Source organism: Microbacterium sp. NPDC080005 (assembly GCF_040702445.1).
In the GTDB taxonomy this organism is placed as follows: Bacteria; Actinomycetota; Actinomycetes; order Actinomycetales; family Microbacteriaceae; genus Microbacterium; species Microbacterium oleivorans_D.
Genome location: NZ_JBFBLD010000002.1, coordinates 1,108,635 through 1,133,676 on the forward strand (window position 1 = coordinate 1,108,635; position 25,042 = coordinate 1,133,676).

A 25,042-nucleotide genomic window follows, 5' to 3' on the forward strand; every position below is an offset into this window, starting at 1 on the left:
CCGTTCGAAGGAGAGCGCATGGACATCGCCGGAGCATCCGCCCTCATCACCGGGGGTGCCAGCGGGCTGGGCCTCGGGACCGCCCGCCGTCTGGCCGCGCAGGGCGCCCATGTCGTCATCGTCGACCTGCCGTCGTCCTCCGGCGCCGACGTCGCGGCGGAGCTCGACGGCACCTTCGCACCCGCCGATGTGACGGATGCCGCACAGGTCGAGGCCGCGGCGGCCGCGGCATCCGCCGTCGCACCACTGCGGATCGCGGTCAACTGCGCCGGCATCGCGCCACCCGCGAAGGTCCTCTCCCGTGACGGGTCGCCCAACCCGATCGCCGACTTCGAGCGCATCGTCCGGATCAACCTCATCGGCACCTACACCGTGATCGCCCACGCGGCGGCGGCGATGGCGGCGACCGAGCCCACGGCGTCCGGCGATCGGGGTGTCATCGTCAACACGGCGTCGGTCGCCGCGTTCGACGGTCAGATCGGTCAGCCCGCGTACTCCGCGAGCAAGGGCGGCGTGCACGCCATGACGCTGCCGATCGCCCGCGAACTGGCGCGGTCGGCGATCCGCGTGTGCACGATCGCCCCCGGCATCATGGAGACCCCCATGCTCGCGGGGCTCCCCGAGGCGGCGCAGGAGTCGCTCGGCCAGCAGGTGCCCTACCCCGCGCGGCTCGGCAAACCTGACGAGTACGCCGCCCTCGTGCAGCACATCGTCGAGAACGGCTACCTAAACGGTGAGACGATCCGCCTCGACGGCTCGATCCGCATGGCCCCGAAGTGAGTGGAGACCGATGAGCGACACGATCCTGCTGCGCCGCGAGGGCGCGCTCGCGCGGCTGACCTTCAACCGCCCGGCGTCCCTCAACGCCATGGACTTCGAGATGGGCACGCGCTGGCGCGACCTCGCGCACGAGGTGACGAGCGACCCCACGGTCGGGGCGATCGTGCTGGATGCCGCGGGCCCGGCGTTCTGCGCCGGCGGCGATGTCGTGCAGATGGCGACCTCCGGGGGTGACGGCGGGGCCATCACCGAGATGGCCGGGGTGATCCACGACGGCATCCGCACCTTCGTGGAGTCGTCGATCCCGATGGTCGCGGCGGTGCAGGGTGCGGTCGCCGGCGGTGGGCTGGGACTGATGCTGACGGCGGACCACATCGTCGCCTCGCCGCGCGCCGTGTTCGTCAGCAAGTACGCCAACATCGGCCTGACGCCCGACCTCGGCGTCTCGACGCTGCTGCCCGCCGCGATCGGGGAGCGGCGGGCGCTGCAGCTGCTGCTGACCGACACGACGATCGACGCGCCCACCGCACTCGAGTGGGGGCTCGTCACCGAGGTCGTCGAGCAGCCCGGTGCCCGTGCAGAGCAGGTCGCCCGGGCCTGGCTCGACGGCGCGACCGGCGCGTTCGGAGAGGCCAAGCGCCTCGTCCGCACCGGTGCCGGCCGCTCGTTCGCCGAGAACCTCGACGACGAGGCGCGCACGATCGGCGCCGCCTTCGACACCGACGACTCGAGGACCCGTGTCGCCGCCTTCGCTGCGGCATCCCGGTCCCGTCGATCCTGATCCTCCTGGAGAACCCATGACCCTCGCCGGCAAGACCATCCTCATGTCGGGCGGCAGCCGCGGCATCGGCCTCGCGATCGCCCTGCGCGCCGCCCGCGACGGCGCGAACATCGCGCTGCTCGCGAAGACCGACACCCCGCATCCCAAGCTCGAAGGGACGGTGCACTCGGCGGCCGATCAGATTCGCGCGGCCGGTGGCCAGGCGTTGCCGATCGTGGGCGACGTCCGCGACGACGGCGACATCACCGAGGCCGTCATGAAGACGCAGGGCGAGTTCGGCGGCATCGACATCGTCGTCAACAACGCGTCGGTCATCGACCTGTCGGGTTCGCTCGAGCTCGCGGCGAAGAAGTACGACCTCATGCAGGACGTCAATGTGCGCGGCACCTTCATGCTGTCGCGGGCAGCGCTGCCGATCCTGAAGGACGCCGAGAACCCCCACATCCTCTCCCTGTCGCCCCCGCTCAACATCTCGCCGAAGTGGCTCGGCGCGCACACCGGCTACACCCTCGCGAAGTACGGCATGACGATGGCGACGCTCGGGCTTGCCGCGGAGTTCGCGAAGGACGGCGTCGCCGCCAACACGCTGTGGCCGCAGACGACGATCGCCACGGCGGCGGTGCAGTTCGCCCTCGGCGGCGACCGCATGATGAAGGTCAGCCGCACGCCGGAGATCTACGCCGACGCCGCCTACGAGGTGCTTTGCCGGCCGTCGCGCGAGGTCACCGGGCACACGCTCATCGTCGAAGACGTGCTGCGCGATGCCGGCGTCACCGACTTCTCGCGCTATGCCGCGACACCCGGCACCCCCGACACCGAGCTGTTCCCCGACATCTTCCTCGACTGACCCGCTCGCGGATGCAATGGATTCGGGCCGACACGCCGCGCGAGCACGAGCGGATGCTGGGGTGTCGCGCACGATCCATTGCATCCGCGCACGCGGCCCCGCGCACGCAGCGCGGCGCGCGTCAGACGAGCCCGAGCTTCACGAAGGCGTTCCACACGCCATCGTCGAGGACGTCGGTCGTGACGTTGCCCGCCCGCTCCTTCAGAGCCGGGTCGGCGTTGCCCATGGCGACGGGGGAGCCGACGACGTCGAACATCTCGGCATCGTTCCAGCTGTCGCCGATGCCGATCGCGTCGGCGGCATCCAGCCCGAGGATGTCGAGCACCCGGAGGATCGCTGATCCCTTCGTCGTCCCGCGCAGGCCGATCTCGCCGTTGGAGCCGCCAGGGAGGGGGATGCTGCCGGGGATGACGTGGAACCGCTCGCCGAGGTCGGCCTGGGCCTTGTCGACGCTGTCGGAGCGCTTGCTGATGAACGTCGTCTTCGCGATCGCGTCCAGGTCCGCCTCGTGCACAGGACGGTAGGTGACGATGGGCTTCGGCTCGACGACGTCGGTCTGCCCGAGGCGGCGGGCGTCCTCGAGGTGGCGCTTGCGGCGCTCGGCGAAGTACTCGTCGAGCATGGCGCCCACACCCTCGCTCGCGTAGACCGCCTCGTCGGACTGCAGGAAGTAGTCGATGTCCTCCGCCTCGAAGTAGGAGATGAGCCGGTCGGTGTCCTCGCGCGGCATCGGGTCGGCGAAGAGCCGCTCGTCGCCGCGGACGGCGTAGGCGCCGCCGTTCGTGATCGCGCCGTCGTAGCCGATCTCGCGGACCTTGGGGTGGATGTCGCCTGCCGCGCGGCCCGTGCAGAGGTACACGAGGTGGCCGTTCTCGCGCGCCGTCCGGATGGCGGTGATCGTCGAGTCGGCGATGGCCGTCCCGTGCTCGAGGATGGTTCCGTCCACGTCCAGGAAAGCGATGCGCGTCATGCGTCCATTCTTCCGGATGCGGACGGACGCGCGCTCCGCGGGAGGGTCAGAGCCGCTTGCGCAGGAAGACCTGCTCGGTGCCGTCGTCCCCCGGGACCCGCTCGCTCTCCTCGTACCCCTCGCGCTCGTACAGGCGCAGGTTCGCCTCGCTGAGAGAGCCGGTGAACAGCTCCGCCGTCGTGGCGCCGGCCTCGCGGCCGCGCTCCTCGACCGCCGACAGCAGTGCCGTGCCGAGACCCGAGCCCTGCTGGTCGGGGGCGATCGCGATGCGGCCGATGAGCAGCAGGTCGCCGTCCACACGGGCGCGCACGCAGCCGACCATGCGCTCGCCGTCGAGGGCGACGCATCCGAGGTTCTCCTCGAGCTCGCCGCGCACCTCGTCCAGGGTCTGCGTGAGCGGCGGCATGTCGACGGCGTCGTAGATGAGCGCCTCCTGCACGAAGGCCGCCCGCTGCAGGGTGAGCACCTCGCCCGCGTCGTCGACGGAGATGGGGCGGATGCGGGCGGTGCTCATTCGTTCAGCGTAATCCGCGCGCGGGTGGCGGCGGCCGCCCGCCTAGAGTGACCGCATGCCCGATGTGCGCTCCGCGATCGCCGCCCGTCCCCTCGTGCTCGACGGCGGACTCGGCACGATGCTCGAAGCCCGCGGCCACGACCTCAGCGGCGTGCTGTGGTCGGCCGGTGTGCTCATCGACGCCCCGGGCGACGTGCGCGACGTGCACGCCGCCTTCGTCGACGCCGGCGCCGACATCGTGACGACGGCGTCGTACCAGCTGGGCTACGACAATCTGGCGGAGGCGGGGAAGGATGCCGCCGAGGTCGACGCCCTGCTCGGGGCCTCGGTGCGACTCGCGCGCGAGGCGACCGACGGTCGTGCGTGGGTCGCCGCATCCGTCGGTCCGTTCGGCGCCGTGCGCGCGGACGGGAGCGAGTACACCGGTGCCTACGGCATGTCGGTGGGCGAACTGGCCGAGTGGCATCGGCGACGGTTGCACGTGCTCTCCGAGGCCGGGCCCGATCTGCTCGCGGTCGAGACGATCGCCTCGCCCGCCGAGGCCGAGGCGGTGGCGATCGCGCTCGAGGGCGTCGGGATCCCGGCGTGGGTCTCGCTCTCGGGTTCCAGCACCGCGTTCGCGGACGACGGCGCGCTCGCAGCAGGGCTCGCGACGGCCGCGTCGCCCGCCGAGGTGGTCGCCGTCGGCGCGAACTGCTGCCCGCCGCGCGAGATCGCCCGTGTTCTGACCGCCATGCCGAGCGCGACGTCCGCCGTCGTCTATCCGAACAGCGGTGAAGTCTGGGACGCCGTCTCGCGCTCGTGGCACGGCGACGCGACGGCGACCTTCGCGGACGTCGACGCGTGGCTGGATGCCGGAGCGCGGCTCATCGGCGGATGCTGCCGCACGACGCCCAAGGACATCGCCGGGCTCGCGCGACGCCTGAAGGACTGATCGGGGCCGGTGCGGCCGCGGGTTCGGGTCACCGCGGCCGCACCGGTCGCCTCAACGCGTGAGCGACGCGCCGTTGGTGCGGATGACCTCCGCGTACCAGTCGAACGACTTCTTCTTGTAGCGCTCGAGCGATCCGGTGCCGTCGTCGTTCCGGTCGACGTAGATGAACCCGTACCGCTTGCTCAGCTGCGCGCTCGAGGCGCTGACGACGTCGATGCAGCCCCACGAGGTGTAGCCGAGGACGGTGGCGCCGTCCTCGATCGCCTCGCCGACCTGGACGAGGTGATCGTTGAGGTAGGCGATCCTGTAGTCGTCGAGGACGGTCTTCACGCCGTCGACCTCGACGAGCTGGTCCTTCGCGCCCAGACCGTTCTCGACGACGAACAGCGGCTTCTGCCAGCGGTCCCAGAACTGGTTGATCACCAGTCGGAGGCCGACGGGATCGATCTGCCAGCCCCACTCGCTCGCTTCGAGCGTGGGGTTCGGAACGCCGCCCATGATGTTTCCCTCACCCGTGACCTTCTTGGCGGGGTCGGCGGTCGCGGCGACCGACATGTAGTAGCTGAACGAGACGAAGTCGACCGTGTTGGTGAGGTCCTCGCGGTCCTCGTCGGTGATCTCGAGCTCGATGCCCTTCTCTCGCAGGGTGCGAAGGAAGTAGCCCGGGTACTCGCCGCGGGTGTGGACGTCGCCGTAGACGAGGTTCGAGTGGTCGAACTGCAGCACCTCGAGGGCGTCGGCGGGCGAGGGGCTCAGCGGGTACACCGGCATGGACAGCACCATGCAGCCGATCTGCGCGCTCGGCGCGACCTCGCGGGCGATGTGAGTGGCCCGGGCGGAGGCGACCAGCTCGTGGTGCATCGCCTGGTACAGCGCCTGCTCGCCGAGTTCGTCCTTCGGTGTGTTGATGCCGCCCGACATGAAGGGCGCGTGCAGCAGCGAGTTGATCTCGTTGAACGTGAGCCAGTACTTCACGCGCGCGCCGTATCGCTCGAAGAGCGTCCGGGCGTAGCGCTCGTAGAAGCCGATGAGGCGGCGATCGGTCCAGCCGTCGTAGGTCTCGGCGAGGTGGAGCGGTGTCTCGTAGTGCGAGATCGTCACGAGCGGTTCGATGCCGTGCTTCTCGAGTTCGTCGAGCACCCGGTCGTAGAAGGCGAGGCCCTCCTCATTGGGCTCGGCGTCGTCACCGTTCGGGAAGATCCGGCTCCAGGCGATCGAGAACCGGTAGACGCCGAAGCCCATCTCGGCGAACAGCGCGATGTCCTCGGCGTAGCGGTGGTAGAAGTCGATCGCCTCGAGCTTGAGGTTGTCGGGGGTGGGCGCGGCCGTGCGCGGACCGAAGATGCCGCGCGGCATGACGTCCTGGACCGAGAGTCCCTTCCCGCCCTGGTCGTATCCACCCTCGATCTGGTTCGCGGCGGTCGCGCCGCCCCAGAGGAAGCTGTCGGGGAAGGAGGTGGTGCTCATGTGTCTCTCGTTTCGTATCGGGGGTTCGGAGTGTTCAAGAGGAAGCGGATGCCGGGTGTCGCCGCGCGGAGCGGGCGACACCCGGCATCCGCTGGGAATCAGGCCGAGACGGCCGCGGACTCGACCGAGACGGCCGTGAAGAGCGGCTCGCCGTGCGCGATGGGGCCGGACGCCCGACCGGTGATCGCCGGGTAGAGCTCGCCGTTGGTCACGACGATCGGGGTGGTCAGGTCGTACCCGGCCCGCTCGATGGCGTCGCCGTCGAACTCGACGAGGAGATCGCCGGCCTTCACCTGCTGCCCCGTCGTGACCTTGACATCGAAGTGGGTGCCGCCGAGCTTGACCGTGTCGATGCCGATGTGGATGAGCACCTCGGCGCCGTCGGCGTGCCGCAGGCCGATCGCGTGGCCGGTCGGGAACGCGGCGGCGATCGTCGCGTCGAACGGTGCGTACAGGGCGCCGCTGCGGGGGAGGATCGCGACACCGTCGCCGAGGGCGCCTTCGGCGAACGCGGCATCGGGGGTCTCGGACAGCGGCACGACCGTGCCGTCGAGGGGGCTGAGGACCTCGAGGTCGGTGGCGGCCGGCGCAGCCGCTGGGGCGGCTTCCTCGGTCGGCTCGACGAAGCCGATGAGGACCGTCAGCAGGAACGGCACGGCGATCGCGACGAGGAGTCCGATGCCGAGGAACACCATGTTCCCGTTGCCGAGCAGGGCCGGGAGAGCGAGACCGGAGGGGACTACGAATGCGGTCGCGAACACCCCGCCGATCGCGATGATCGCGCCGCCGATCGCGCCGCCGACGATGCCGAACGCGAAGGGGCGCTTGAGCGGCAGGTTGATGCCGTAGATCGCGGGCTCGGTGATGCCGGCGAGGAAGCCGGACAGCGTCGCGGGGGCGGCGAGCGACTTGAGGTTCTTGTTGCGCGCACGCACCCAGACACCGGCCACGGCAGCGGCCTGCGCGAGCACGGCGGCGAAGACGGGCCCGACGAGCGAGATCTGACCGGTCGTCTGGAACTCGAGGGTGAACAGCGGAACGAGACCCCAGTGCAGGCCGAAGATGACGAAGACCTGCCACAGCCCACCCATGATGGCGCCGCCCGCCCACGGGGCGTTCTCGAAGACCCAGCCGATGCCCTTGCCGAGTCCGCCGCCGACGAGGTCGGAGATCGGACCGATCACGACGAAGATGAGCGGAACGGCGATGAGCACGACGATCATCGGGGTCATGAAGCGCTTCACGGCCCCGGGGAGCACGCGGTAGAGGACCTTCTCAGCGTGGCTCTGCAGCCAGACGATCACGATGATCGGGATGACGCTCGAGACGTAGCTGACCATCGTGAAGGGGATGCCGAAGAAGGTGAGCCCCGGCTGACCGACGAGTCCCGCCATCGTGGGGTAGACGAGGGCGCCGGCGATCGCCAGCGACGTCCACTCGTTTGCCTTGAAGTAGCGCGCGGCGGTGATCGACAGGGCGATCGGCAGGAAGTTGATGAACGCGTCGGACAGCGCGTTGAGGACGGCGTAGGTCGTCGTGTCGGTGGCGATCCACCCGAATGTGACCGCTGCGGCGAGGAACGCCTTGAGCAGACCAGTGCCGGCGAGGGCCCACAAGACGGGGGTGAAGATGGCCGAGATCATCGAGATGAAACGGTTGAACAGGTTGCCCTTGGGGGCATCCGAGGTCGCTCCGTCGGCCGATGCGGCACCGAGCTTCGAGATCCTGCCGATCTCGGCGAAGACGTCGGGGACGTCGTTGCCGATGACCACCTGGTACTGCCCGCCGGCCTGGGCCACGGTCACGACACCGGGGGTCGCCTTCACGGCGGCGGTGTCGGCTTTCGACTCGTCCTTCAGCACGAAGCGCAGGCGGGTGGCGCAGTGCACGAGCGAACTGACGTTCTCTTCTCCGCCGACGCCCTTCAGGACGCCGGCCGCGGTCTTCGAGTAGTCCATCGGGACACGCTCTTTCTTGCCGCATCGGCGCGGCATTCTCGGGTGGATCACGCGCCGGGCCCGTTTCCGGGCAACAAAAAAACCTGAACTCGTTCACCGCTCGTGAGAGCGATGTGAGTTCAGGTTTTGCCTGCTGCCGCAGTAACAATCCGTCGCGTCGCAGGTCTGCATCGGCCTGCGATCCGAGACATTAGCATGCATCCGAATAGGACGCCAGTGTCATCCTCCCGGAGCGGAAGCCGGCGGTGCCCCGACCTGTGACGCGAGCCGCTCGACGTGCACGATGACGTACAGGAGCTCCTCGTCGGTGAGCTCGGACTCGGTCGCGGCTTTGACGTACGCCTTCACCTCCTGTGCGATGGCGAACGAGCGCGGGTAGCTGTGCTTGGCGAACTCGAAGAACGAGCTGTCGGCGCTGCGAAGCATCGACCTCGACACGAGGCGCTGCAGGAGGAACTGGATGTGGAGCACGAACCGGGCGTAGTCGGGGCTCTCGACGTCGAGTTTCACGCCGAGCCCGTTCTCGACCGTCAGGACGACGTGCTGGACGCGGCGAAAGAGCAGTGCGGCGGTGCCGTTGGGTTCGTCCCGGGTCGCGTTCAGCACGTGCATCGTGAGGAAGACGGCCTCCTCGGCGGGCAGCTCGGTCTCGAGGGCGGCCGAGATCGACTCGGCCATCGTCTTCGCCGCGGCGAACTCGGCGGGGTGCAGCACGCGCAGCTCGGGCATGTTCGCGGCGGGGATCCGGATCCCCTTCTCCAGGCGCTCGAGCACGAACTGCACGTGGTCGATGACGGCGATCGTGAGGCGGCGTCCGAGGTGATGGCCGAGCGAGCGCTCCGCGTGGTCGACGGCGCGCGAGACGGCCTCGACGATGGCGTAGGGGGTGTCGGTCAGCATCCGCCGTTCGCGCTCGCCGTCCTCGCCCGTCTCGAGGATGAAGGTCTTCTCGACTTTCGCGGGGTCGATCGTGTCGGTGGGCCTCAGCTGGAATCCGAGCCCGCGGCCCATCAGCACGCGCTCGCGGCCCTGCTCGTCGAGTGAGATGACGACGTTGTTGTTGAGCACCTTGTGCACGACCGTGCCGCGCCGCTGCGGAGCCCCTTCCGTCATGGCGACGAGTCTAGAGCCGCCCGGCATCCGCCCAGCCCGCCATCGACAGCAGGGCGAGTCAGTCGGCTCGTTGACGCAGGCTCTCGATGCGGTCCATCTGGTGCAACGACTTCTCGCCGAGGCGGGCGGCAAGAGCCGGTACAAGTGATTCGACGAGCGCGAACGCGGGCGTGAGGCTGTCGAGGAAACTCGCCTCGACGTCGAGAGGGAGCACGATGTCGGCGATCCGGGCGACCGGTGAGAGCCACGCATCGGTCACGAGGATGACGGACGCTCCGCGCTCACGCGCCCGCTCAGCCAGGCGCATCGAGCGGGGCTCGTAGCGGCGGAAGTCGAACAGCACGACGATGTCACGACGCCGGAGGTCGAGGACGGTCCCGACATCGGACTGGTCGGGATCGGCGAGGTGGAGAACCCGGGGGCGCACGTGCCGCAGCTGCAGCTGCAGGTATCTCGCCGCGAGCTGGGAGAGCGTGCCACCTGCCGTCATGACGGTTCGCGCCGTGTCGGACAGGAGGGTGAGGACGCGATCGATCTCGTTCGCGGGCACCGACGACATGACGGTCCGGACGAGTTCCGCGCGATGCTCGAGTTCGCGGTCGAGCGCCGTGTCGGGCCGGAGGGTGCGAGCGCGGGCGACGGGACTGTTCGCGGTGCGCGATACCTCGGTGCGGACGCGTTCGCCGAGGTCCGTGAAGCCGGCGAACCCGATGCGTCGGCAGAACCGCACGACGCTGGCTGCTGACACTTCGGCACGCGCCGCCAGCTCGCTTGCGGTTCCGAGTGCACCGCGAGGGAGGTCGGCCAGGAGGATGTGCGCGATGCGACGGTCGGTGGTCGACATGCGCGGCATCGCGTCGTGGATCAACTCGACCACGGAGACCTGCTCATCGGAGGGTGCGGGCACGGCGGAAGGTTCGGGCACACCCCGAACGTAGCGTGCATCGATAAACGAGATGTGAAATGCATGTTACAGATTGCGCCTCGGGTTGGACATGTGAATCGTTCGTGTCAGCTTGGATGTGGCGGCCCCGAACCCGTCGCTCCCCCGATCCGAGAGTTCCTCCCTATGCTCACGACCCTGCGCGCGGACGTCAGTGACGGTCCCGCCCTCGCTATCCACGGCGGCGCTGGAGCCCGACCCTCCCTGCTCGTCGATGATGAGAAGGCCGAGTACCACGCCGCGCTCGCGAAGGCGGTGCGAGCAGGCAAAGTCGTGCTGGACGCCGGTGGCGCTGCCCTCGACGCCGTCTGCGCGGCCGTGCTCGTCCTCGAGGACTCGCCCTTGTTCAACGCGGCGCACGGCGCCGCGTTGAACGCCGACGGATACGCCGAGCTCGACGCGGCTGTCATGGTGGGTGCCGGCGACGCCGGTGGCGTCGCCGGCGTGCGGGCCGTTCGCAACCCCGTGCTGGCGGCGCGTGCGGTGATGGAGCAGACCTCGCACGTGCTTCTCGTCGACCCTTCGCTGTCGATGGTCGAGGCGTGGGGGCTCGACCTTGTCCCGCCCGAGTACTTCATCACCCCCGCCCGTGTCGCCCAGCTCGAGAAGCTGCGTGCGAAGGAGCTCACCGGTCCGCGTCACGGCACGGTCGGCGCTGTCGCCCGTGATGCGTCCGGGGCGCTCGCTGCGGCGACCTCGACCGGCGGCACAGCCAACCAGCTGCCCGGACGGGTCGGGGACAGCCCGATCATCGGCGCCGGCACCTGGGCCGCGAACGACACGGTCGCGATCTCATGCACCGGCGTCGGTGAGGAGTTCATGCGCCAGGCGCTCGCGCACTCCGTGCACGCCCACCTGAAACACACCGACGCGACGCTCGGTGACGCCGTCCACGCTGCCATGGCTGATCTCGGTGACGCCGACGGCCGCGGCGGGCTCATCGCCGTCGACGCGCGCGGCGGCATCCACCTGACCTACAACACGGAGGGCATGTTCTCCGGCTGGCTCGACCGAGGAGAGATCCACACGCATGTCTGACACCACCATCACCCACGCCGTCGTCACCGGCGGTGCCGGCGGCATCGGCATCGGCATCGCGACCGTGCTCGCCCGGGCCGGCGCGGCCGTCACGCTCGTCGACTACCGCGCGGACGCACTGCGCGACGCGGCCGGGCAGATCGCGGCATCCGTCGCAGGCGCCACCGTCGGCCACATCGTCGCCGACCTCACGAGCGAGACCGACCCCGGTGCCGCGATCGACACCGCGTGGGAGCGCACCGGCCCGGTCGACCTCGTCGTCAACGGAGCGGGCATCTACCCCTCTACGCCGCTGCTCGAGCTCACCGCGAAGGTGTGGGACGCGATCCAAGACGTCAACGTCCGCTCCGCCGTCCTCACGACCGTCGCGTTCGCGAAGCGCGCGAAGGCCGAAGGTCGCATCGGCAGCGTTGTGAACATCACCTCCGGTGCCGCGCTCCGTGCCCGTACGGCGGCGGCGCCGTACTCCACCTCGAAGGCCGCCCTCGAGATGTGGACGAAGGCGTCGGCGCTCGAGCTCGGCCCCCTCGGCATCCGCGTCAACGCGGTGTCGCCCGGCTTCGTTGCGGTGCAAAGCCCGGTGAACCCGTATGAGGAGAAGTACCGTCAGGGCGCCGACCAGAACCCGCTCGGCCGCGACGGCACGCCTGAAGACATCGGCGAAGCCGTGCTCTGGGTCGCCTCCAACGCGGCCAACTGGGTGACCGGGACGATCATCCGCGTGGACGGTGGCTCCAGCACCGGCAACGCCGGCCTGCCCCGCTCGTGGCCGGTCATGTCGCTCGGTATCCACGGAGAGGTCTCCACGACGGATGCCTGAGCTCGGCTACGCGACGGGAGGCGACGCGGCGACCGCCCCCACAGTCCCGCTCGACGCCGCCGGTGAGGCGCGCGCACGCGCGCTCCTCGCCGGTCCCGTCGCGTCGCTGCATGAGCACCCCGTCCGCCTGCCCGAGCCGCTCACCGCGGACACGTGGGCGGCCCACATGCGGGGTGCGGTCGACGTGCTCGCGGGCGACGAGCTCGCGGCATCCGCCCTCGACCTCGTCGTCGCGACCTGCTTCTCGCAGCCCGACCCGGCGTTCGTCGCCTCGTGGGCCGCATCGATGTCTGGGCAGATCGCCGCGCAGTCCGGCCTCCGCCCGGTGCGCACCCGGACCGACCTCGACGGCCCCGGAGTCGGCGTCGCGCTCGGGCTCGAAGACCTCGGCACGGTCCGAACGCTCGGCGACCTCGACGAATTGCAGCGCCTCGGGATCGTCATGGCGGGCGTCGCCTACAACCACGGCTCGCCGCTCGGCTGCGGGCTGGCTCAGCACGACACCGGACTCACCAACTTCGGGCACGAGGCGATCGCCCGCATGAACGCCCTCGGCATGGTCGTCGACGTGTCGCACGCCGGTGACCGCACCTCGCTCGAGGCGATCGAGGCGTCCACCGCCCCGGTCGCGATCAACCACGCCGGCGCGCAGTCGCTGTGGGGGTCGACCCGGATGGTCCCCGACAGGGTGATCCGCGCCGCCGCCGAGCGGGGCGGGGTCATCGGCATCGAGGCGGCGCCCGGTTCGACCCGGACCGACGCGAATGCCGCGGGCCACACCGTCCACGATGTCGTGCGCCACATCGAGTACTGCGCCGAGTCGTTCGGCGTCGACGCGGTCGCCCTCGGCGGCGACACGTTCTACGGCGACCACGTCGGGCTGTACCGTGCCCTCGACTCGCGCGGCAGCGAGCCGCCCGCCGGTGCCGTGCCGTTCGATCTCGAGCCGGTCGCGGGCGCCGACAATCCGTCAGAGCTGCCCGTGCAGGTCTGCCGTGCGCTCATCACCCGAGGCTGGGCCGACGTCGACATCGCCGCCGTGCTCGGCGGTAATGCCCGCCGCCTGCTCACCGCCGTCCTCCCGGAGCGTGCCGCATGACCACCTTCGACGCCGTCGCGCTCCGCCGCGACCTGCACGCCGACCCCGAGATCGGACTGCGCCTCCCGCGCACCGTCCGCCGCGTGCGCACGGCGCTGGCGCCCCTCGGGCTCGAGATCCTCGACTCGCGCGAGACCAGCTCCTTCATCGCGGTCATCCGCGGCGCCACCACCTCCGAGGGCGCTCGCCGTGCCGTGCTGCTGCGCGCCGACATGGACGCGCTGCCCGTCGTCGAGGCGTCCGGTGAACCTTTCGCCAGCGCGACCGAGGCGATGCACGCCTGCGGCCACGACCTCCACACCGCAGCCCTGGTCGGCGCCGCCCATGCGCTCGCCGCCCGCCGCGCTGACCTCGCGGGCGATGTCGCACTGCTGTTCCAGGCCGGCGAAGAAGCCCTCGACGGTGCCCGCCTGCTCGTCGAGGAGGGGCTGCTCGACCTCGTCGGTGCCGAGTGGGTCGCCGGCTTCGCCCTGCACGTGCTCTCGGACCGTCCCCGAGGTGAGATCCGCTCGCGGGCCGGTGCCGTCACCGGCAGTGGCACGTCCGTGCACGCGGTGTTCCGCGGCGTCGGAGGACACGGCGCCACGCCGCACCTCGCCGTCGACCCGATCCCTGCGCTGGTGGGTGCGCTCGGCCACATCCCGGTGGCGCTCAGTCGTGGCATCGACGCGCACGAGGCCGTCGTCTTCACGCCTGGGTACGTCCACGCCGGCACGCGCCGCAACGTCATCCCCGAGAGCGCCGAGTTCGACGCCACCCTGCGCACGTTCGACCCCACAGTGCGCGAGCGTGCGGTCGCGATCATCGAGCGCGTCTGCGAGGGCCTTGCGGCGGCACACGGCGCAGCCGTAGACATCGCGATCACGCAGGGCTACCCATCGGTGATCGTGGATGCCGCCGAGCACCGGTTCGCGAGCGCTGTCGCCGCGGATGTCTTCGGCGCGGATCTCGTCGGCGACGCACCCCGACCCGCCGCGATGACCGAGGACTTCTCCCGTATCGCGGCGCTCATGCCCTCGTGGTTCGCCTTCCTCGGTGCCCGTCCCGACGGCGTGGCCGACCCCGCAGCCAACCACGCCGCGACCGCCCGCTTCGACGACGCCGTCCTCGGCGACGCGATCGAGCTCGAGACTCGCTGGGCGATCGGGCGCTTGCGCCGTGCCGTCGAGCGCCCGCGCGCGGCAACCGACCCGAACACCTCTCTGGAGACCCGATGAGCACCATCCGCACGACCCGCCCGTTCACCGTCGTCGGCGGTGGCGCGATCGGCGGCAGCCTCGCGGTCGCCCTGCTCGAGGCGGGCCGTCCGGTGCAGATCATCGACGCGGATGCTGCGCACGTCACCGCGATCCGCGAGCGCGGCTTGCGCGTCACCGGGGCCGCGGGCGACCGCGTCGGGTGGGTGCCCGCGTTCGGGCTCGACGATGCGCCGGCCGAATTAGGTGCGGTACTGCTCGCCGTCAAGGGGCAGGCGACCGGCGCGGCGATGGCGTGGATCGCGCCGCGGCTGGCTGAGGACGGCTTCGTCGTGTCGATGCAGAACGGTCTCAACGAGAGCGAGATCGCCGAGGCCATAGGCGCCGAGCGCACCGTTGCGGCCTTCGTCGATCTGTTCGCCGACGTGGTGGAGCCGGGCGTCGTGAAGGACGGCGGCCCCGGTGCGATGTCGCTCGGGGAGTGCGCCGGCGTGCCTGGCAGCCCCCGCGTGCGCGACCTCGCCCACGCGCTGAGGGGGATCGGCGAGCCGGTCATCTCCGACAACGTGCAGGGCTACCTGTGGGCGAAGCTCGCGTTCGGTTCATGGTCGTCGGTGACGGCGCTCGCCGACGCCGAGATGTGGGACCTCGTCGACCGCTACCGCGACACTATGCGCCTGCTGGCAGGCGAAGTGAGCGCTGTCGCGCTCGCCGAGGGCATCCGTCTCGAGGACTTCGACGCCTACCGGGCGATGGCGTTCGCGCCGACGGGCACGCGGGCCGAGCAGGACGCCGTCTTCGACGACGTCGTCGCGTGGCTGCAGACGCAACCGAAGACCCGCTCGGGCGTCTGGCGCGACATCGCCGTGCGTCGCCGCGCCACCGAAGTGCCGTCGCACTTCCTGCCCGTGATTGCCGCAGCCGAGCGTCACGGCATCGAGGTGCCCGCGCTCCGTACGCTGCTGGAGCTCATCGGCCGGATCGAGCGCGACGAGATCGGTCACGACGAGGCGCATATCGCGTCGTTCGTGCCGAACGAGACCGAGTAGTGACCACCGCGTCATACATCGGAAACGAATCTTGGGTAGACATAAGACATGCAGATTGTAAACAACCAGTCAATCGGGACTCTCCCCGAGGCGGAGAGCGCGCGCGTCAAGCGCATGCACATCCCCGCCCGTGCAGCCGTCCTCGGCAGCACGGTGCGCGAGGCCGACCGTGAGCTGAAGCTCAACGGCGGCGGCGACGGTCTGCTCGACACCACGCACTTCGACACAGTCCGCTTCCCCGCTCCCGACTGGGCCGCTGGTGTCATGGCCGAGGTGATGGCCGACGGCGCCACCGCGTACACGCCCTACCGCGGTGCCCCCGACGTCATCGCGAGCGTCGCCGAGACCCTCACCGGCTTCATGGGCGTGCCCGTCACCCCCGAGAACATCGCGTTCACCCCCGGCACGCAGGGCGGGCTCTTCGCGACGCTCTCCGCCATCGTGAACCCCGGCGACGTCGTCATGCTCGCCGATCCCGAGTACCTCTTCACCGAGCGCATGCTCGAGTTCGTCGGTGCCACCGTCGTGCGCATCCCGATCGATGTGGATGCCGCCGAACCGACGCTCGACCTCGCCGCGATCGAGGCGGCGCTGCCGCAGCAGCCGACGCTCCTCGTGTTCTCGCACCCGAACAACCCGAGCGGCGCGATCTTCCCGCGCGCATCGCTCGAGAAGATCGCCGCGCTGTCCGTCGAGCACGGCTTCCGCATCCTCGCCGACGAGCTGTACTCGCGCCTGGTCTATTCGGGAGCCGAGTTCACCCACATGCGCACGCTCCCCGGTATGGCCGAGCGCTGCGTCACGATGCTCGGCCCGAGCAAGACGGAATCGCTCTCGGGCTTCCGCCTCGGCGTCGTCGTCGGCCCCGAGGACGTGATGGCCGCGGTCGAGCAGACCCTCGCAGTGACCGCCCTGCGCGCTCCCGCCTACGCGCAGCGCCTCCTCGCGCATTGGATCGCAGACGACGCGGACTTCGTCGCCCAGCGCATCACCGAGCTCGCCGCCCTCCGCGAGATGACGGTCACCGCGCTCCGCCGGGTGCCAGGCCTCCGGGTGACCCCGCATGAAGGCACCGCGTATCTCTACTGCGACGTGAGCGCGCTCGGCGCCACGGATGTCGAGGTCGCCCACGTTCTCCAGGTCGAGGCAGGTGTCGTCGTCTCGCCCGGCTACCAGTTCGGGCCCAGCGGCATCGGACGCTTCCGTGTCTGCTACGCCCGCGACGAGGCCGAGTGGGCGGCCGCGCTCGAGCGCATGGTCACCGCCCTCACCGCACTCGGCGCACGGAACACCGCGGAGGCAGCCCATGCGTGAGCCGATCTCGACGACCGACGCGCCCGATCCGGCCGGGTCGTACAGCGCGGGCATCCGTGCGGGGGAATTCGTCTTCCTCGCCGGGCAGACGCCGCGACGCCCGGACGGCGTGCGCCTGCTCGACCAGCCCTTCGAGGTGCAGGCCCGTCAGGCACTCGACAACCTGGCGGCCGTCGCGCATGCCGCGGGCGGCAGCCTCGCCGACGCCGTCAAGGTCAGCGTCTTCGTCCGCCCGGGCATCGACGTGAAGGCCTTCGACGCGATCTACCGCGACTACGTCTCCGCGCCGTACCCCGCGCGGACCCTCACCGTCTCAGACCTCGCGATCGGCGAGGTCGAAGTCGATGCGATCCTCCATCTCCCCGTCAGCCGGGCGGGAGCCGATCGCCCCTGATCGGACGCCGTGCGCGCGCGCGGACCGGCACCGAGCACCACCCGACCTCCCGATATCTCTCACCGTAGGAGCACTCATCCCATGAAAACCAGGATCCTGGTCACGGGCGTCGCCCTCGCAGCCATGCTCGGCCTCGCCGCGTGCGCCCCGACCGCCACCTCCGGCGACTCGGCGGAGCCCGCGCAGGGCGGCACGCTCGAATACGCCATCAACGCCCAGCCCGGCACCGGCGGCCTCGACCCCATCCTCGCGTCCAACCAGGCCAGCGCTGTCTTCCAGGCCCAGATCTACGAAGGCCTGCTGACCCGCGACGAGAGCGGCGAGATCCAGCCGTCGCTCGCCACGGACTACGAGATCGTCGACGAGCTGACCTACGACTTCACGATCCGCGAGGGTGTGAAGTTCAGCGACGGCACCGATCTCACCGTCGACGACGTCGTGTTCAGCTTCAACACCTGGAACGCGTCCACAAGCTCGCGCAAGGCCCTCATCCGCGGTCTCGCGACTGTCGAGGCGACCGATGAGTCGACCGTCCGTTTCACGTTCACCGAGCCCAACGGTTCGTTCCTGAACGGCACCGCAGGCAACAACGTCTTCTACGTCTTCAGCCGGGCCTGGTACGAGTCGACCTCCGAAGAGGATCGTCAGAGGTCGGCCCTCGGCACCGGCCCGTTCGCGCTCTCGGAGTGGAACGACGGCGTGAACCTCACGCTCGACCGCAACGAGCACTACTGGGGCGAGGACCAGCCCGTCGTCGACGCGATCAACTTCCAGATCGTCCCCGACGAGTCCGCTCGCCTCGCGCTCGTCCAGCAGGGCTCGGTCGACATCGCCTCGTTCACGGATGCCGCTGTCGCCCAGCAGGCCGAGGACGCCGGCTACACCATCGGTGACGCCGCCTATACGCGCAAGCTCTCGGTCTACCTGAACCCGGCCGAGGACTCCCCGCTCGCGGACGTCCGCATCCGCCAGGCCCTGTCGCTGTCGCTCGACCGCGAGCAGATCGTCGAACTCGCCACCGGCGGCTTCGGCGCCGTCTCGCTGCACGTCGCGGCGGGCGACCCGGCAGCCCCGGAGATCGACCAGAGCACGCCGATGTACACGCGTGACCTCGATGCTGCGAAGGCTCTCCTCGAGGACGCGGGTTACGACGGCGAGCCGATCGAGCTCTCGTACCCGAGCGATTACACCACCGACGACATCCCCGTCTTCGAGGTCCTGCAGCAGCAGGCCGCCGACGCGGGCATCAACGTCGAGCTGGTCGCGACCCCGTGGGCCGATATCTCGCGCATCTTCACCTACGGCGAGAGCTGGACCGACATGGTCGCCATCTGGAACCGCTGGAACCCCGACATGGGCGGCTACTTCACGCAGCTGCTCGTCGACGACCAGGCGATGGCGTACTTCGACGGTCTACCAGACGCCGACCGTGCCCGTGAGCTGTACGCCGAGCTGATGAGCGAGACCGACCCGGCCGCACGCCAGGAACTCTCGGACGAGCTCAACTACGAAGTCGCGGAGCAGGTCCTCGTCCTGATCCCGGCGGCCAAGGCCGAGGCCATCGAGGTCTGGGACGACACCGCCGTCGGCGGCTACGAGTCCGACCCGTACACCTGGCGCATGCACCTGAAGGACGCGTTCCTCAAGTGATCACGCCGCCACCCGGGCGCCGCGTTCCCGCGTGATCGCGGCGCCCGGGCGGCATCCGTCCGCAGCCCGGCGGACCACCCGAACAATCCCCACCCACAGACAGGAGTCACCGTGCTGAAGTACCTCGCACGCCGTGTCGGCGAAGCGGCGCTCGTGCTCGTCGTGCTGTCGATCCTCGTCTTCCTCATGGTCCGGATCATGCCCGGCGACCCCGCCGCGGCCTTCATGGACCCCGGCAACCCCGACCCGTCAGTGCGCGAGCGCATCCACGAGCAGCTCGGGCTCAACGAGCCCTGGGTGACCCAGTACTTCACCTGGCTCGGCGGCATCCTCACGGGTGACTTCGGCCGCTCGCTGACCCAGCCCTACACGGTCGCCGAGCAGCTCGCCCTCCGGCTGCCGGTCAGCCTCGAACTCGGCATCCTCGCCACGCTCATGGGTGTCACGCTCGGCATCCCCCTCGGCATCGCCGCGGCTCGTCGCCGCGGTCGCATCTTCGACCAGGTGAGCCGCGCGCTCACTTTCTTCCTCATCTCGGCGCCGCCGTTCTTGCTCGGCACCGTGCTCCTGCTGCTCAACTCGCGGACACTGAAGCTGCGCCTGCTCGGCTTCGTCGAGTTCTCCGAGGACCCGCTCCAGCACCTCCTGAAGCTCCTGCTGCCGGCTCTGCTGCTCAGCCTCGGCACACTGGCACTCGTCGCCCGATACACACGAGGGATGCTGCTGGACACCTTCGGGTCCGACTACATCCGCACCGCGCGCGCCAAAGGGGTCAGCCCCGACCGCATCGTGCGGCGACACGCGCTCCGGAATGCGCTCGCGCCCGTCGTCACCATCGTCGGCGTTCAGCTCGCGACGCTCGTCGGCGGCACGATCATCATGGAGAACGTCTTCGCCCTCCCCGGGATGGGATCGATGCTCATCCAGGCCGTCAACACGAGCGACTACACCACGATCCAGGCGTGCGTGCTCATCATCGGTGCGATGTACGTCGGCATCAGCCTCGTGGTCGACCTTCTCTACCCGCTCATCGACCCCCGAATCCGGATGGTGCGCGCATGACCCTCACCGACCCCGCCCGCCTCGCCGGTCGAACCCACCGGCGCGCCCGGCTCGCCCCCGAGCTGATCGTCGGCCTGTCGATCCTCGGTGCGATCGCGCTCGCCTCGCTCGTGGTGACCGTGTTCCCGACCTACTCCGTGGGCGGCATCAGCGACGCGCCGTTCGCCCCGCCCGGCGGCGACCACCTGCTCGGCACCGACAACCTCGGGCGCGACACGTTCACCCGCCTGTTCGTCGCCGCCGGTACGAGTCTCATGATCGCCGCCGCCGCCACCGGAATCTCGATGGTGCTGGGCACGACGCTCGGCATGGTCGCCGCCTATCGCGGCGGCATCGCGGACGCGATCATCATGCGCGCCTGCGACGTGGTCATGACCATCCCCGCGATCCTCATGGCGCTGCTCGTCCGCGTCATCATCGGTCCTGGCGTCGTCCCGCTCATCATCGCCATGGCGATCATCTACACGCCGACCTTCACGAAGATCATGCGTGCGCCGGTGCTCGCCATGCGGAACCGCGACTTCGTCGTGGCCGCGCAGCTCTCCGGCATCCCGGGCCCGCTCATCGCGCTGCGCCACCTGCTCCCGAACGCGACTACGCCGCTCATGGTCCAGGCCGCAGTCACCGCCAGCGAGGCGGTACTGCTCGAAGCCGGTCTGAGTTACCTGGGGCAGGGCGTTCAGCCGCCGAACCCTTCGGTCGGCATGATGATCAGCGAGTTCCAGAAGTACGCGCAAGAGGCGCCGCTGCTGATCCTCCTCCCCGGCCTCGTCATCATCCTCATGGCGGCCGGATGGAACCTCGTCGCCGACGGTCTGCAAGCGACCTTCGCCCCGCGCGGCGACGGCAGCTACGCCTTCCTCGCGCCGATCTCGCTCGCGTCGCGGTTCGCGTCACTCGTCGTGCCCGCCCGCCGCACGTACAAGGAGATCCGATGACAACCGCACCGGTCCTGCACCTCCGCGACCTGACGATCGACTACGGCCGCGGCCCGGCCGTCCGGGGCGTGTCGATCGACGTCGCCCCCGGCGAGATCGTCGGCGTCATCGGCGAGTCCGGCTCCGGCAAGTCCACGATCGCGATGGCCTCGCTGGGACTCCTCCCGGAGACCGCCAGCGTCACCGCCGAGTCGTTCACCGTCGCCGGCCACGACGCGGTGTCCCTCGATGAACGCGGCTGGCGGAAGATCCGCGGTGCCGACGCCTCAATGATCTTCCAGGAGCCGATGACGGCGCTCAGTCCGTCGATGACGGTCGGTGCGCAGCTCGTCGAGGCGCTCACCGTCCACGCGCCGGCGGCCGCGAGAGACGCCCATGTCCGCGCCCTCGAACTGCTCGAGCTCGTGCGCCTGCCGCAGCCCCGCACCCGGCTGGGGCAGTACCCGTTCCAGCTCTCGGGCGGGCAGCGTCAGCGCGTCATGATCGCCATGGCGATGGCGGCTTCGCCCAAGCTGCTCATCGCCGACGAGCCGACGACGGCCCTCGACGTCACCGTGCAGGCGCAGATCCTCGATCTGCTCGTCGAGCTGCGCGATCGCACCGGCATGGGCGTGTTGCTCATCTCGCACGACCTCGGCGTCATCGGGCGCCTCTGCGACCGCGTGAACGTCATGTACCGGGGTCAGATCGTCGAGCACGGCGTGACCGCGCAGGTGCTCACCGCCCCGCGGCATCCGTACACCCAGGCCCTCTTGGACAGCGTCCTCACCGGGCAGCAGGAGCCGCGCACGCGACTGCGCACGATCGACGGCGATTTCGTCGACGCGGACGGGATGCCGCTCGTGTCGGCGGACCGCATCGAGATCGTCGAACCGGCGGCATTCCCCGAGCCCGTCCGCGTGCCGCGCGCCGACGACGTGATCTTGCGATTCGACGACGTCACGAAGGTCTACCGCACGCGCCGCGAGGACATCCACGCCCTGGCGGGCGTCTCACTGCAGGTTCGCCGCGGCGAGACTTTCGGCGTCGTGGGCGAGTCGGGCTCGGGCAAGTCGACGCTGTCGCGCCTCGGCACGCTGATCGAGCGGCCGACGACCGGAGCCGTCGTCTTCGACGGTGTGGATGTGACCCGTGCGAAGGGCCGCGCGATCCGCGACTTCCGCGCGAAGATCCAGGTCGTCTTTCAAGACCCGAACGACTCGCTCGACCCCCGCTACACGGTCGGTCGTTCGGTCGCGGAGCCGCTGCACAATCTGCGACTCTCACGCGACGAGGCCCGAGCCAAGGTCGCCACCGCGCTCGAGGATGTCGGTCTTCCCGAGGATGCCGCGACCCGTCGCCCGCACGAGTTCTCGGGTGGCCAGCGCCAGCGCATCGCGATCGCACGTGCCATGGTCACCGACCCCGAGTTCGTCGTGCTCGACGAGGCGACGAGCGCGCTCGACGTTTCGGTGCAGGCGCAGATCCTGAACCTGCTCACCGAGATCCAGAACCGCACCGGCGTGACCTACCTGTTCATCTCGCACAACCTCGCGGTGGTCCGCCACCTCGCGCAGCGCATGGCCGTCATGCGCGCCGGTGAGCTCGTCGAGGTCGGGGAGTCCGACCGCATCTTCTCCGACCCGCAGGACGAGTACACGCAGCGACTGCTCGCGTCGATCCCGCAGCTCGCCTCGAAGGGAACCGCATGACCGAGGACCTCACCGTCGTCATCGCCTCGCCGCTCGAGGCCGAGTACGTCGCGCGTATCGCCGCTGTCCCGGGCGTCCGCGTGCTGCACGACCCGGCGCTCATCCCGTCGCCCACGTATGTCGCCGATCACAAGGGCGTCCACCCGGCGCTCGACGACGAGCAGCTCGCGCGCTGGCGCGGCATGCTCGCCGAGGCCGACGTGCTCTGGGACTTCGACTGGCAGGACGCGAATCATCTCGCCGACCATGCGCCGAAGCTGCGCTGGGTGCAGGCGACGAGCTCCGGCGTCGGGCAGGTGCTGGTGCGCTTCGGCATCACGGAGACGCCCGCCTATACCATCACGACCGCAGCCGGCGTGCACGCCGTGCCGCTCGCGGAGTTCGCGCTCACCGGCATCCTGCACGTCGTGAAAGGCCTGCCGATGCTGCGCCGTTTACAGGCGGAGCGCACGTGGCAGCGGTACACGACTCGGCAGGTGCAGGGCTTGCACACCGTCGTCGTGGGCCTCGGCACCGTCGGGCGCGAGTCCGTGCGGCTGCTCGCCGCTGCCGGCCTCGAGGTCACTGCGGTCGGCCGCGACGGGCGCTCGTACGACGTCCCCGGCGCGACGCGCGTCATCGGGATGTCGCAGCTCGACGAGCTGCTGCCGGCCACCGACGCGCTCGTCTTGTGCTGCCCGCTCACCGACGAGACGCGCGGACTGATGGACGAGCATCGTTTCGGTCTGCTCCAGCACGGCGCCGCGCTCGTGAACATCGCCCGCGGCGGTGTCGTCGACGAACCCGCCATGCTCGCCGCACTCGAGTCGGGCCGTCTCGGCGGCGCGGCGCTCGACGTGTTCGCGGCCGAGCCGCTGCCGACGGACTCGCCCCTCTGGGCGCGAGACGACGTGCTCGTCTCGCCGCACTCCGCGTCGACTGTCGACCAGGAGAACGGCCGCATCCTCGAGATCTTCCTCGACAACCTCGAGCGGTTCCGCTCGGGGCGCGAGATGCGCAACGTGTACGACCCCGCCCGCGGCTACTGAAGGACCCGATGACCGTCTCGCTCGCCTCACGCTTCCCTACCTGGTCGGCCCTCGAGATCGCCGCGGCCGTCGCCGCGGGCGAGGTCTCGGCGACCGACGTGCTCACCGAGACGCGTCGTCGCGTCGAAGCCGACACCGTCACGAACGCGTGGGTCTGCTTCGCGTGGGATGCCGCGGCCGAGCACGCCGCCGACATCGACCGTCGCGTGGCCGCGGGGCTCCGGGTCGGTGCGCTCGCGGGCGTCCCGTTCGGAGTCAAGGACACGCAGGACCTCGCCGGGCTCCCCACGCGTTGGGGCTCGCTACTGAAGGCCGATGCCGTGCCTGCGGCATCCGACGATCCCTACATCTCCCGGTTGCGGGCGGCCGACGCCGTCGCGATCGGCAAGACGACGACGCCGGAATTCGCGAGCGGGCTGCTCTGCGAGAGCCGCGCGACGGGGACGACCCGCAACCCCTGGAACCCCGAGCTCACGCCCGGCGGATCGAGCGGCGGGTCGGCCGCGGCGGTCGCCGCGGGGCACGTCCCGTTCGCGACGGGGTCGGACGGTGGCGGGTCGATCCGTATCCCGGCCGGCATCACTGGCCTCGTCGGCCATAAGACGACCTTCGGGCTCGTCCCCGAGCTCGACCGTGCCGTGTCCGAGACCTCGACCGTCGGCGTACTGACCTGGGACGTCGCCGACACGGTCGCGATTCTCGACGTCATGGCGGGACCGCTGCGCGGTGACGCGCACTCCGCGGCCGTCGCTGCACCGCCCGTGGTCTCGCGCATCGACGATGTCGACCTGAACGGTCTCCGCATCGCCTACGTCCCAGAGCTCGACCGCGCGGGCGCGACCGATGAGGTGCGGGCCGCGTGCCGCGACGCGGTCGACGCCCTGCGCGCGCAGTTCGGCCTGCGCGACGTCGAGGGTGTCGTCGAGTTGGATGCCGGTGCGAATGAGGTCTTCGTCGCCGCGGGCAGCGTCGACCCGTGGTCGCTGAACGACTTCGGCGACCTGGAGCAGACGATGCCGCTTTTCTCCGACTACTTCGCGACGCGACTCGAGCGCACCGGTGCGGTGACCATCCAGCAGCTCGGGCTCGCGCTGCAGCACCGCCGCCGTCTCCGCCGCAAGATCCACGCGTGGTTCGACGAGGTGGATCTCATCATCATGCCGACGCTCTCGACCGCCGACATCCCGGCCGAAGGCCCGCCGCCGGAGGTGGTGCCGGGCCAGGAGTACCAAGGCGTCGCCGCAGTTGCGCCGCTCACCCGCATCGCCAACCTGGGTGGCGTTCCCGCGACGAGCGTGCCTGTCGGCGTGGGCGCCGGCGGGGGACCGATCGGCCTGCAGATCCTCGCCGGTCCGGGCCGCGACGACCTGGCGCTCGCCGCCGCTCGAGCCATCGAGGCGCAGGGCCGGGTGCCTGTGGCATCCCGCCCCTACAACCGCTGAGCAGCGAGCGCGCC

At 70.2% G+C, this 25,042-nt stretch carries 23 protein-coding genes; 17 read left to right on the forward strand and 6 right to left on the reverse strand.

The genetic code is table 11. From position 1 onward, the window contains the following. Nucleotides 1-18 precede the first annotated feature (18 nt). From AB0259_RS12200 to AB0259_RS12210, 3 genes are read left to right on the forward strand one after another with little or no spacing between them, the layout of a single operon-like run. Nucleotides 19-780: an SDR family NAD(P)-dependent oxidoreductase gene (locus tag AB0259_RS12200; protein WP_366222816.1), complete on the forward strand. Its 762-nt coding sequence runs from the start codon at nucleotides 19-21 to the stop codon at nucleotides 778-780. Nucleotides 781-790: 10 nt separating this feature from the next. After that, complete coding sequence (locus AB0259_RS12205; RefSeq protein WP_366222818.1) at nucleotides 791-1,561, forward strand: enoyl-CoA hydratase/isomerase family protein; 771 nt, start codon at nucleotides 791-793, stop codon at nucleotides 1,559-1,561. Nucleotides 1,562-1,577: 16 nt separating this feature from the next. Further along, nucleotides 1,578-2,408 carry an NAD(P)-dependent oxidoreductase gene (locus AB0259_RS12210; protein WP_366222819.1) on the forward strand — a complete coding sequence of 277 codons (831 nt, stop codon included), beginning with the start codon at nucleotides 1,578-1,580 and terminating at the stop codon, nucleotides 2,406-2,408. Nucleotides 2,409-2,529: 121 nt separating this feature from the next. Here the strand turns inward: AB0259_RS12210 and AB0259_RS12215 are convergent, their stop codons facing one another. Both AB0259_RS12215 and AB0259_RS12220 read right to left on the reverse strand, forming a co-directional pair. Beyond that, nucleotides 2,530-3,378, reverse strand: a complete 849-nt coding sequence (locus AB0259_RS12215; protein WP_251581583.1) for a Cof-type HAD-IIB family hydrolase — start codon at nucleotides 3,376-3,378, stop codon at nucleotides 2,530-2,532. Nucleotides 3,379-3,424: 46 nt separating this feature from the next. Beyond that, nucleotides 3,425-3,892 carry a GNAT family N-acetyltransferase gene (locus AB0259_RS12220; protein WP_251581585.1) on the reverse strand — a complete coding sequence of 156 codons (468 nt, stop codon included), beginning with the start codon at nucleotides 3,890-3,892 and terminating at the stop codon, nucleotides 3,425-3,427. A gap of 55 nt (nucleotides 3,893-3,947) precedes the next feature. Here AB0259_RS12220 and mmuM point away from each other — a divergent pair, with 55 nt between their 5' ends. Continuing rightward, nucleotides 3,948-4,826 carry a homocysteine S-methyltransferase gene (mmuM, locus tag AB0259_RS12225; RefSeq protein ID WP_366222821.1) on the forward strand — a complete coding sequence of 293 codons (879 nt, stop codon included), beginning with the start codon at nucleotides 3,948-3,950 and terminating at the stop codon, nucleotides 4,824-4,826. Between the two features lie 51 nt (nucleotides 4,827-4,877). Here the strand turns inward: mmuM and AB0259_RS12230 are convergent, their stop codons facing one another. The 4 genes from AB0259_RS12230 to AB0259_RS12245 all read right to left on the reverse strand — a co-directional run bounded on the left by AB0259_RS12230 (nucleotide 4,878) and on the right by AB0259_RS12245 (nucleotide 10,271). Beyond that, nucleotides 4,878-6,293, reverse strand: a complete 1,416-nt coding sequence (locus AB0259_RS12230; RefSeq protein WP_366222823.1) for a glycoside hydrolase family 1 protein — start codon at nucleotides 6,291-6,293, stop codon at nucleotides 4,878-4,880. A 98-nt stretch (nucleotides 6,294-6,391) separates the two neighbouring features. Beyond that, nucleotides 6,392-8,251 (reverse strand): beta-glucoside-specific PTS transporter subunit IIABC, encoded by a 1,860-nt coding sequence (locus AB0259_RS12235; protein ID WP_366222825.1) that lies wholly within the window; start codon nucleotides 8,249-8,251, stop codon nucleotides 6,392-6,394. A gap of 219 nt (nucleotides 8,252-8,470) precedes the next feature. Then, nucleotides 8,471-9,364, reverse strand: coding sequence for a PRD domain-containing protein (locus tag AB0259_RS12240; protein WP_366222826.1), 894 nt, complete (start codon nucleotides 9,362-9,364; stop codon nucleotides 8,471-8,473). Between the two features lie 58 nt (nucleotides 9,365-9,422). Then, on the reverse strand, nucleotides 9,423-10,271 hold the full coding sequence (locus AB0259_RS12245) for a MurR/RpiR family transcriptional regulator (RefSeq protein ID WP_366222827.1): 849 nt from the start codon (nucleotides 10,269-10,271) through the stop codon (nucleotides 9,423-9,425). Nucleotides 10,272-10,433: 162 nt separating this feature from the next. On the opposite strand from AB0259_RS12245, the gene AB0259_RS12250 reads away from it, so the two are divergent. From AB0259_RS12250 to AB0259_RS12310, 13 genes are all read left to right on the forward strand, one after another. Beyond that, a complete protein-coding gene (locus tag AB0259_RS12250) occupies nucleotides 10,434-11,345 on the forward strand; it encodes an isoaspartyl peptidase/L-asparaginase (RefSeq protein WP_366222829.1) in 912 nt (303 codons plus the stop codon). Then, entirely contained in the window at nucleotides 11,338-12,165 is an 828-nt protein-coding gene (locus AB0259_RS12255; protein WP_366222831.1) for an SDR family oxidoreductase, read from the forward strand. Before AB0259_RS12250 ends, AB0259_RS12255 begins: the two co-directional genes overlap by 8 nt. Next, complete coding sequence (locus AB0259_RS12260) at nucleotides 12,158-13,264, forward strand: membrane dipeptidase (RefSeq protein ID WP_366222832.1); 1,107 nt, start codon at nucleotides 12,158-12,160, stop codon at nucleotides 13,262-13,264. Before AB0259_RS12255 ends, AB0259_RS12260 begins: the two co-directional genes overlap by 8 nt. Further along, the gene (locus AB0259_RS12265) at nucleotides 13,261-14,481 is read left to right on the forward strand and encodes a M20 family metallopeptidase (protein ID WP_366222833.1); all 1,221 of its coding nucleotides are present in this window, start codon (nucleotides 13,261-13,263) and stop codon (nucleotides 14,479-14,481) included. Before AB0259_RS12260 ends, AB0259_RS12265 begins: the two co-directional genes overlap by 4 nt. Beyond that, on the forward strand, nucleotides 14,478-15,509 hold the full coding sequence (locus AB0259_RS12270) for a 2-dehydropantoate 2-reductase N-terminal domain-containing protein (RefSeq protein ID WP_366222834.1): 1,032 nt from the start codon (nucleotides 14,478-14,480) through the stop codon (nucleotides 15,507-15,509). The genes AB0259_RS12265 and AB0259_RS12270 overlap by 4 nt, the downstream gene beginning before the upstream one ends. Before the next feature lie 48 nt (nucleotides 15,510-15,557). After that, on the forward strand, nucleotides 15,558-16,823 hold the full coding sequence (locus tag AB0259_RS12275; RefSeq protein WP_366222836.1) for an aminotransferase class I/II-fold pyridoxal phosphate-dependent enzyme: 1,266 nt from the start codon (nucleotides 15,558-15,560) through the stop codon (nucleotides 16,821-16,823). Beyond that, on the forward strand, nucleotides 16,816-17,217 hold the full coding sequence (locus tag AB0259_RS12280) for a RidA family protein (RefSeq protein ID WP_366222838.1): 402 nt from the start codon (nucleotides 16,816-16,818) through the stop codon (nucleotides 17,215-17,217). The genes AB0259_RS12275 and AB0259_RS12280 overlap by 8 nt, the downstream gene beginning before the upstream one ends. Before the next feature lie 81 nt (nucleotides 17,218-17,298). Continuing rightward, a complete protein-coding gene (locus AB0259_RS12285; RefSeq protein ID WP_366222840.1) occupies nucleotides 17,299-18,867 on the forward strand; it encodes an ABC transporter substrate-binding protein in 1,569 nt (522 codons plus the stop codon). A 111-nt stretch (nucleotides 18,868-18,978) separates the two neighbouring features. Continuing rightward, nucleotides 18,979-19,929 (forward strand): ABC transporter permease, encoded by a 951-nt coding sequence (locus AB0259_RS12290; protein ID WP_366222842.1) that lies wholly within the window; start codon nucleotides 18,979-18,981, stop codon nucleotides 19,927-19,929. Then, nucleotides 19,926-20,867, forward strand: a complete 942-nt coding sequence (locus AB0259_RS12295) for an ABC transporter permease (protein ID WP_366222844.1) — start codon at nucleotides 19,926-19,928, stop codon at nucleotides 20,865-20,867. The genes AB0259_RS12290 and AB0259_RS12295 overlap by 4 nt, the downstream gene beginning before the upstream one ends. Next, the gene (locus AB0259_RS12300; protein ID WP_366222845.1) at nucleotides 20,864-22,558 is read left to right on the forward strand and encodes an ABC transporter ATP-binding protein; all 1,695 of its coding nucleotides are present in this window, start codon (nucleotides 20,864-20,866) and stop codon (nucleotides 22,556-22,558) included. The genes AB0259_RS12295 and AB0259_RS12300 overlap by 4 nt, the downstream gene beginning before the upstream one ends. Beyond that, nucleotides 22,555-23,586: a D-2-hydroxyacid dehydrogenase gene (locus AB0259_RS12305; protein ID WP_366222847.1), complete on the forward strand. Its 1,032-nt coding sequence runs from the start codon at nucleotides 22,555-22,557 to the stop codon at nucleotides 23,584-23,586. Before AB0259_RS12300 ends, AB0259_RS12305 begins: the two co-directional genes overlap by 4 nt. 8 nt (nucleotides 23,587-23,594) lie before the next feature. After that, on the forward strand, nucleotides 23,595-25,028 hold the full coding sequence (locus tag AB0259_RS12310) for an amidase (RefSeq protein ID WP_366222848.1): 1,434 nt from the start codon (nucleotides 23,595-23,597) through the stop codon (nucleotides 25,026-25,028). Nucleotides 25,029-25,042: the final 14 nt, after the last annotated feature.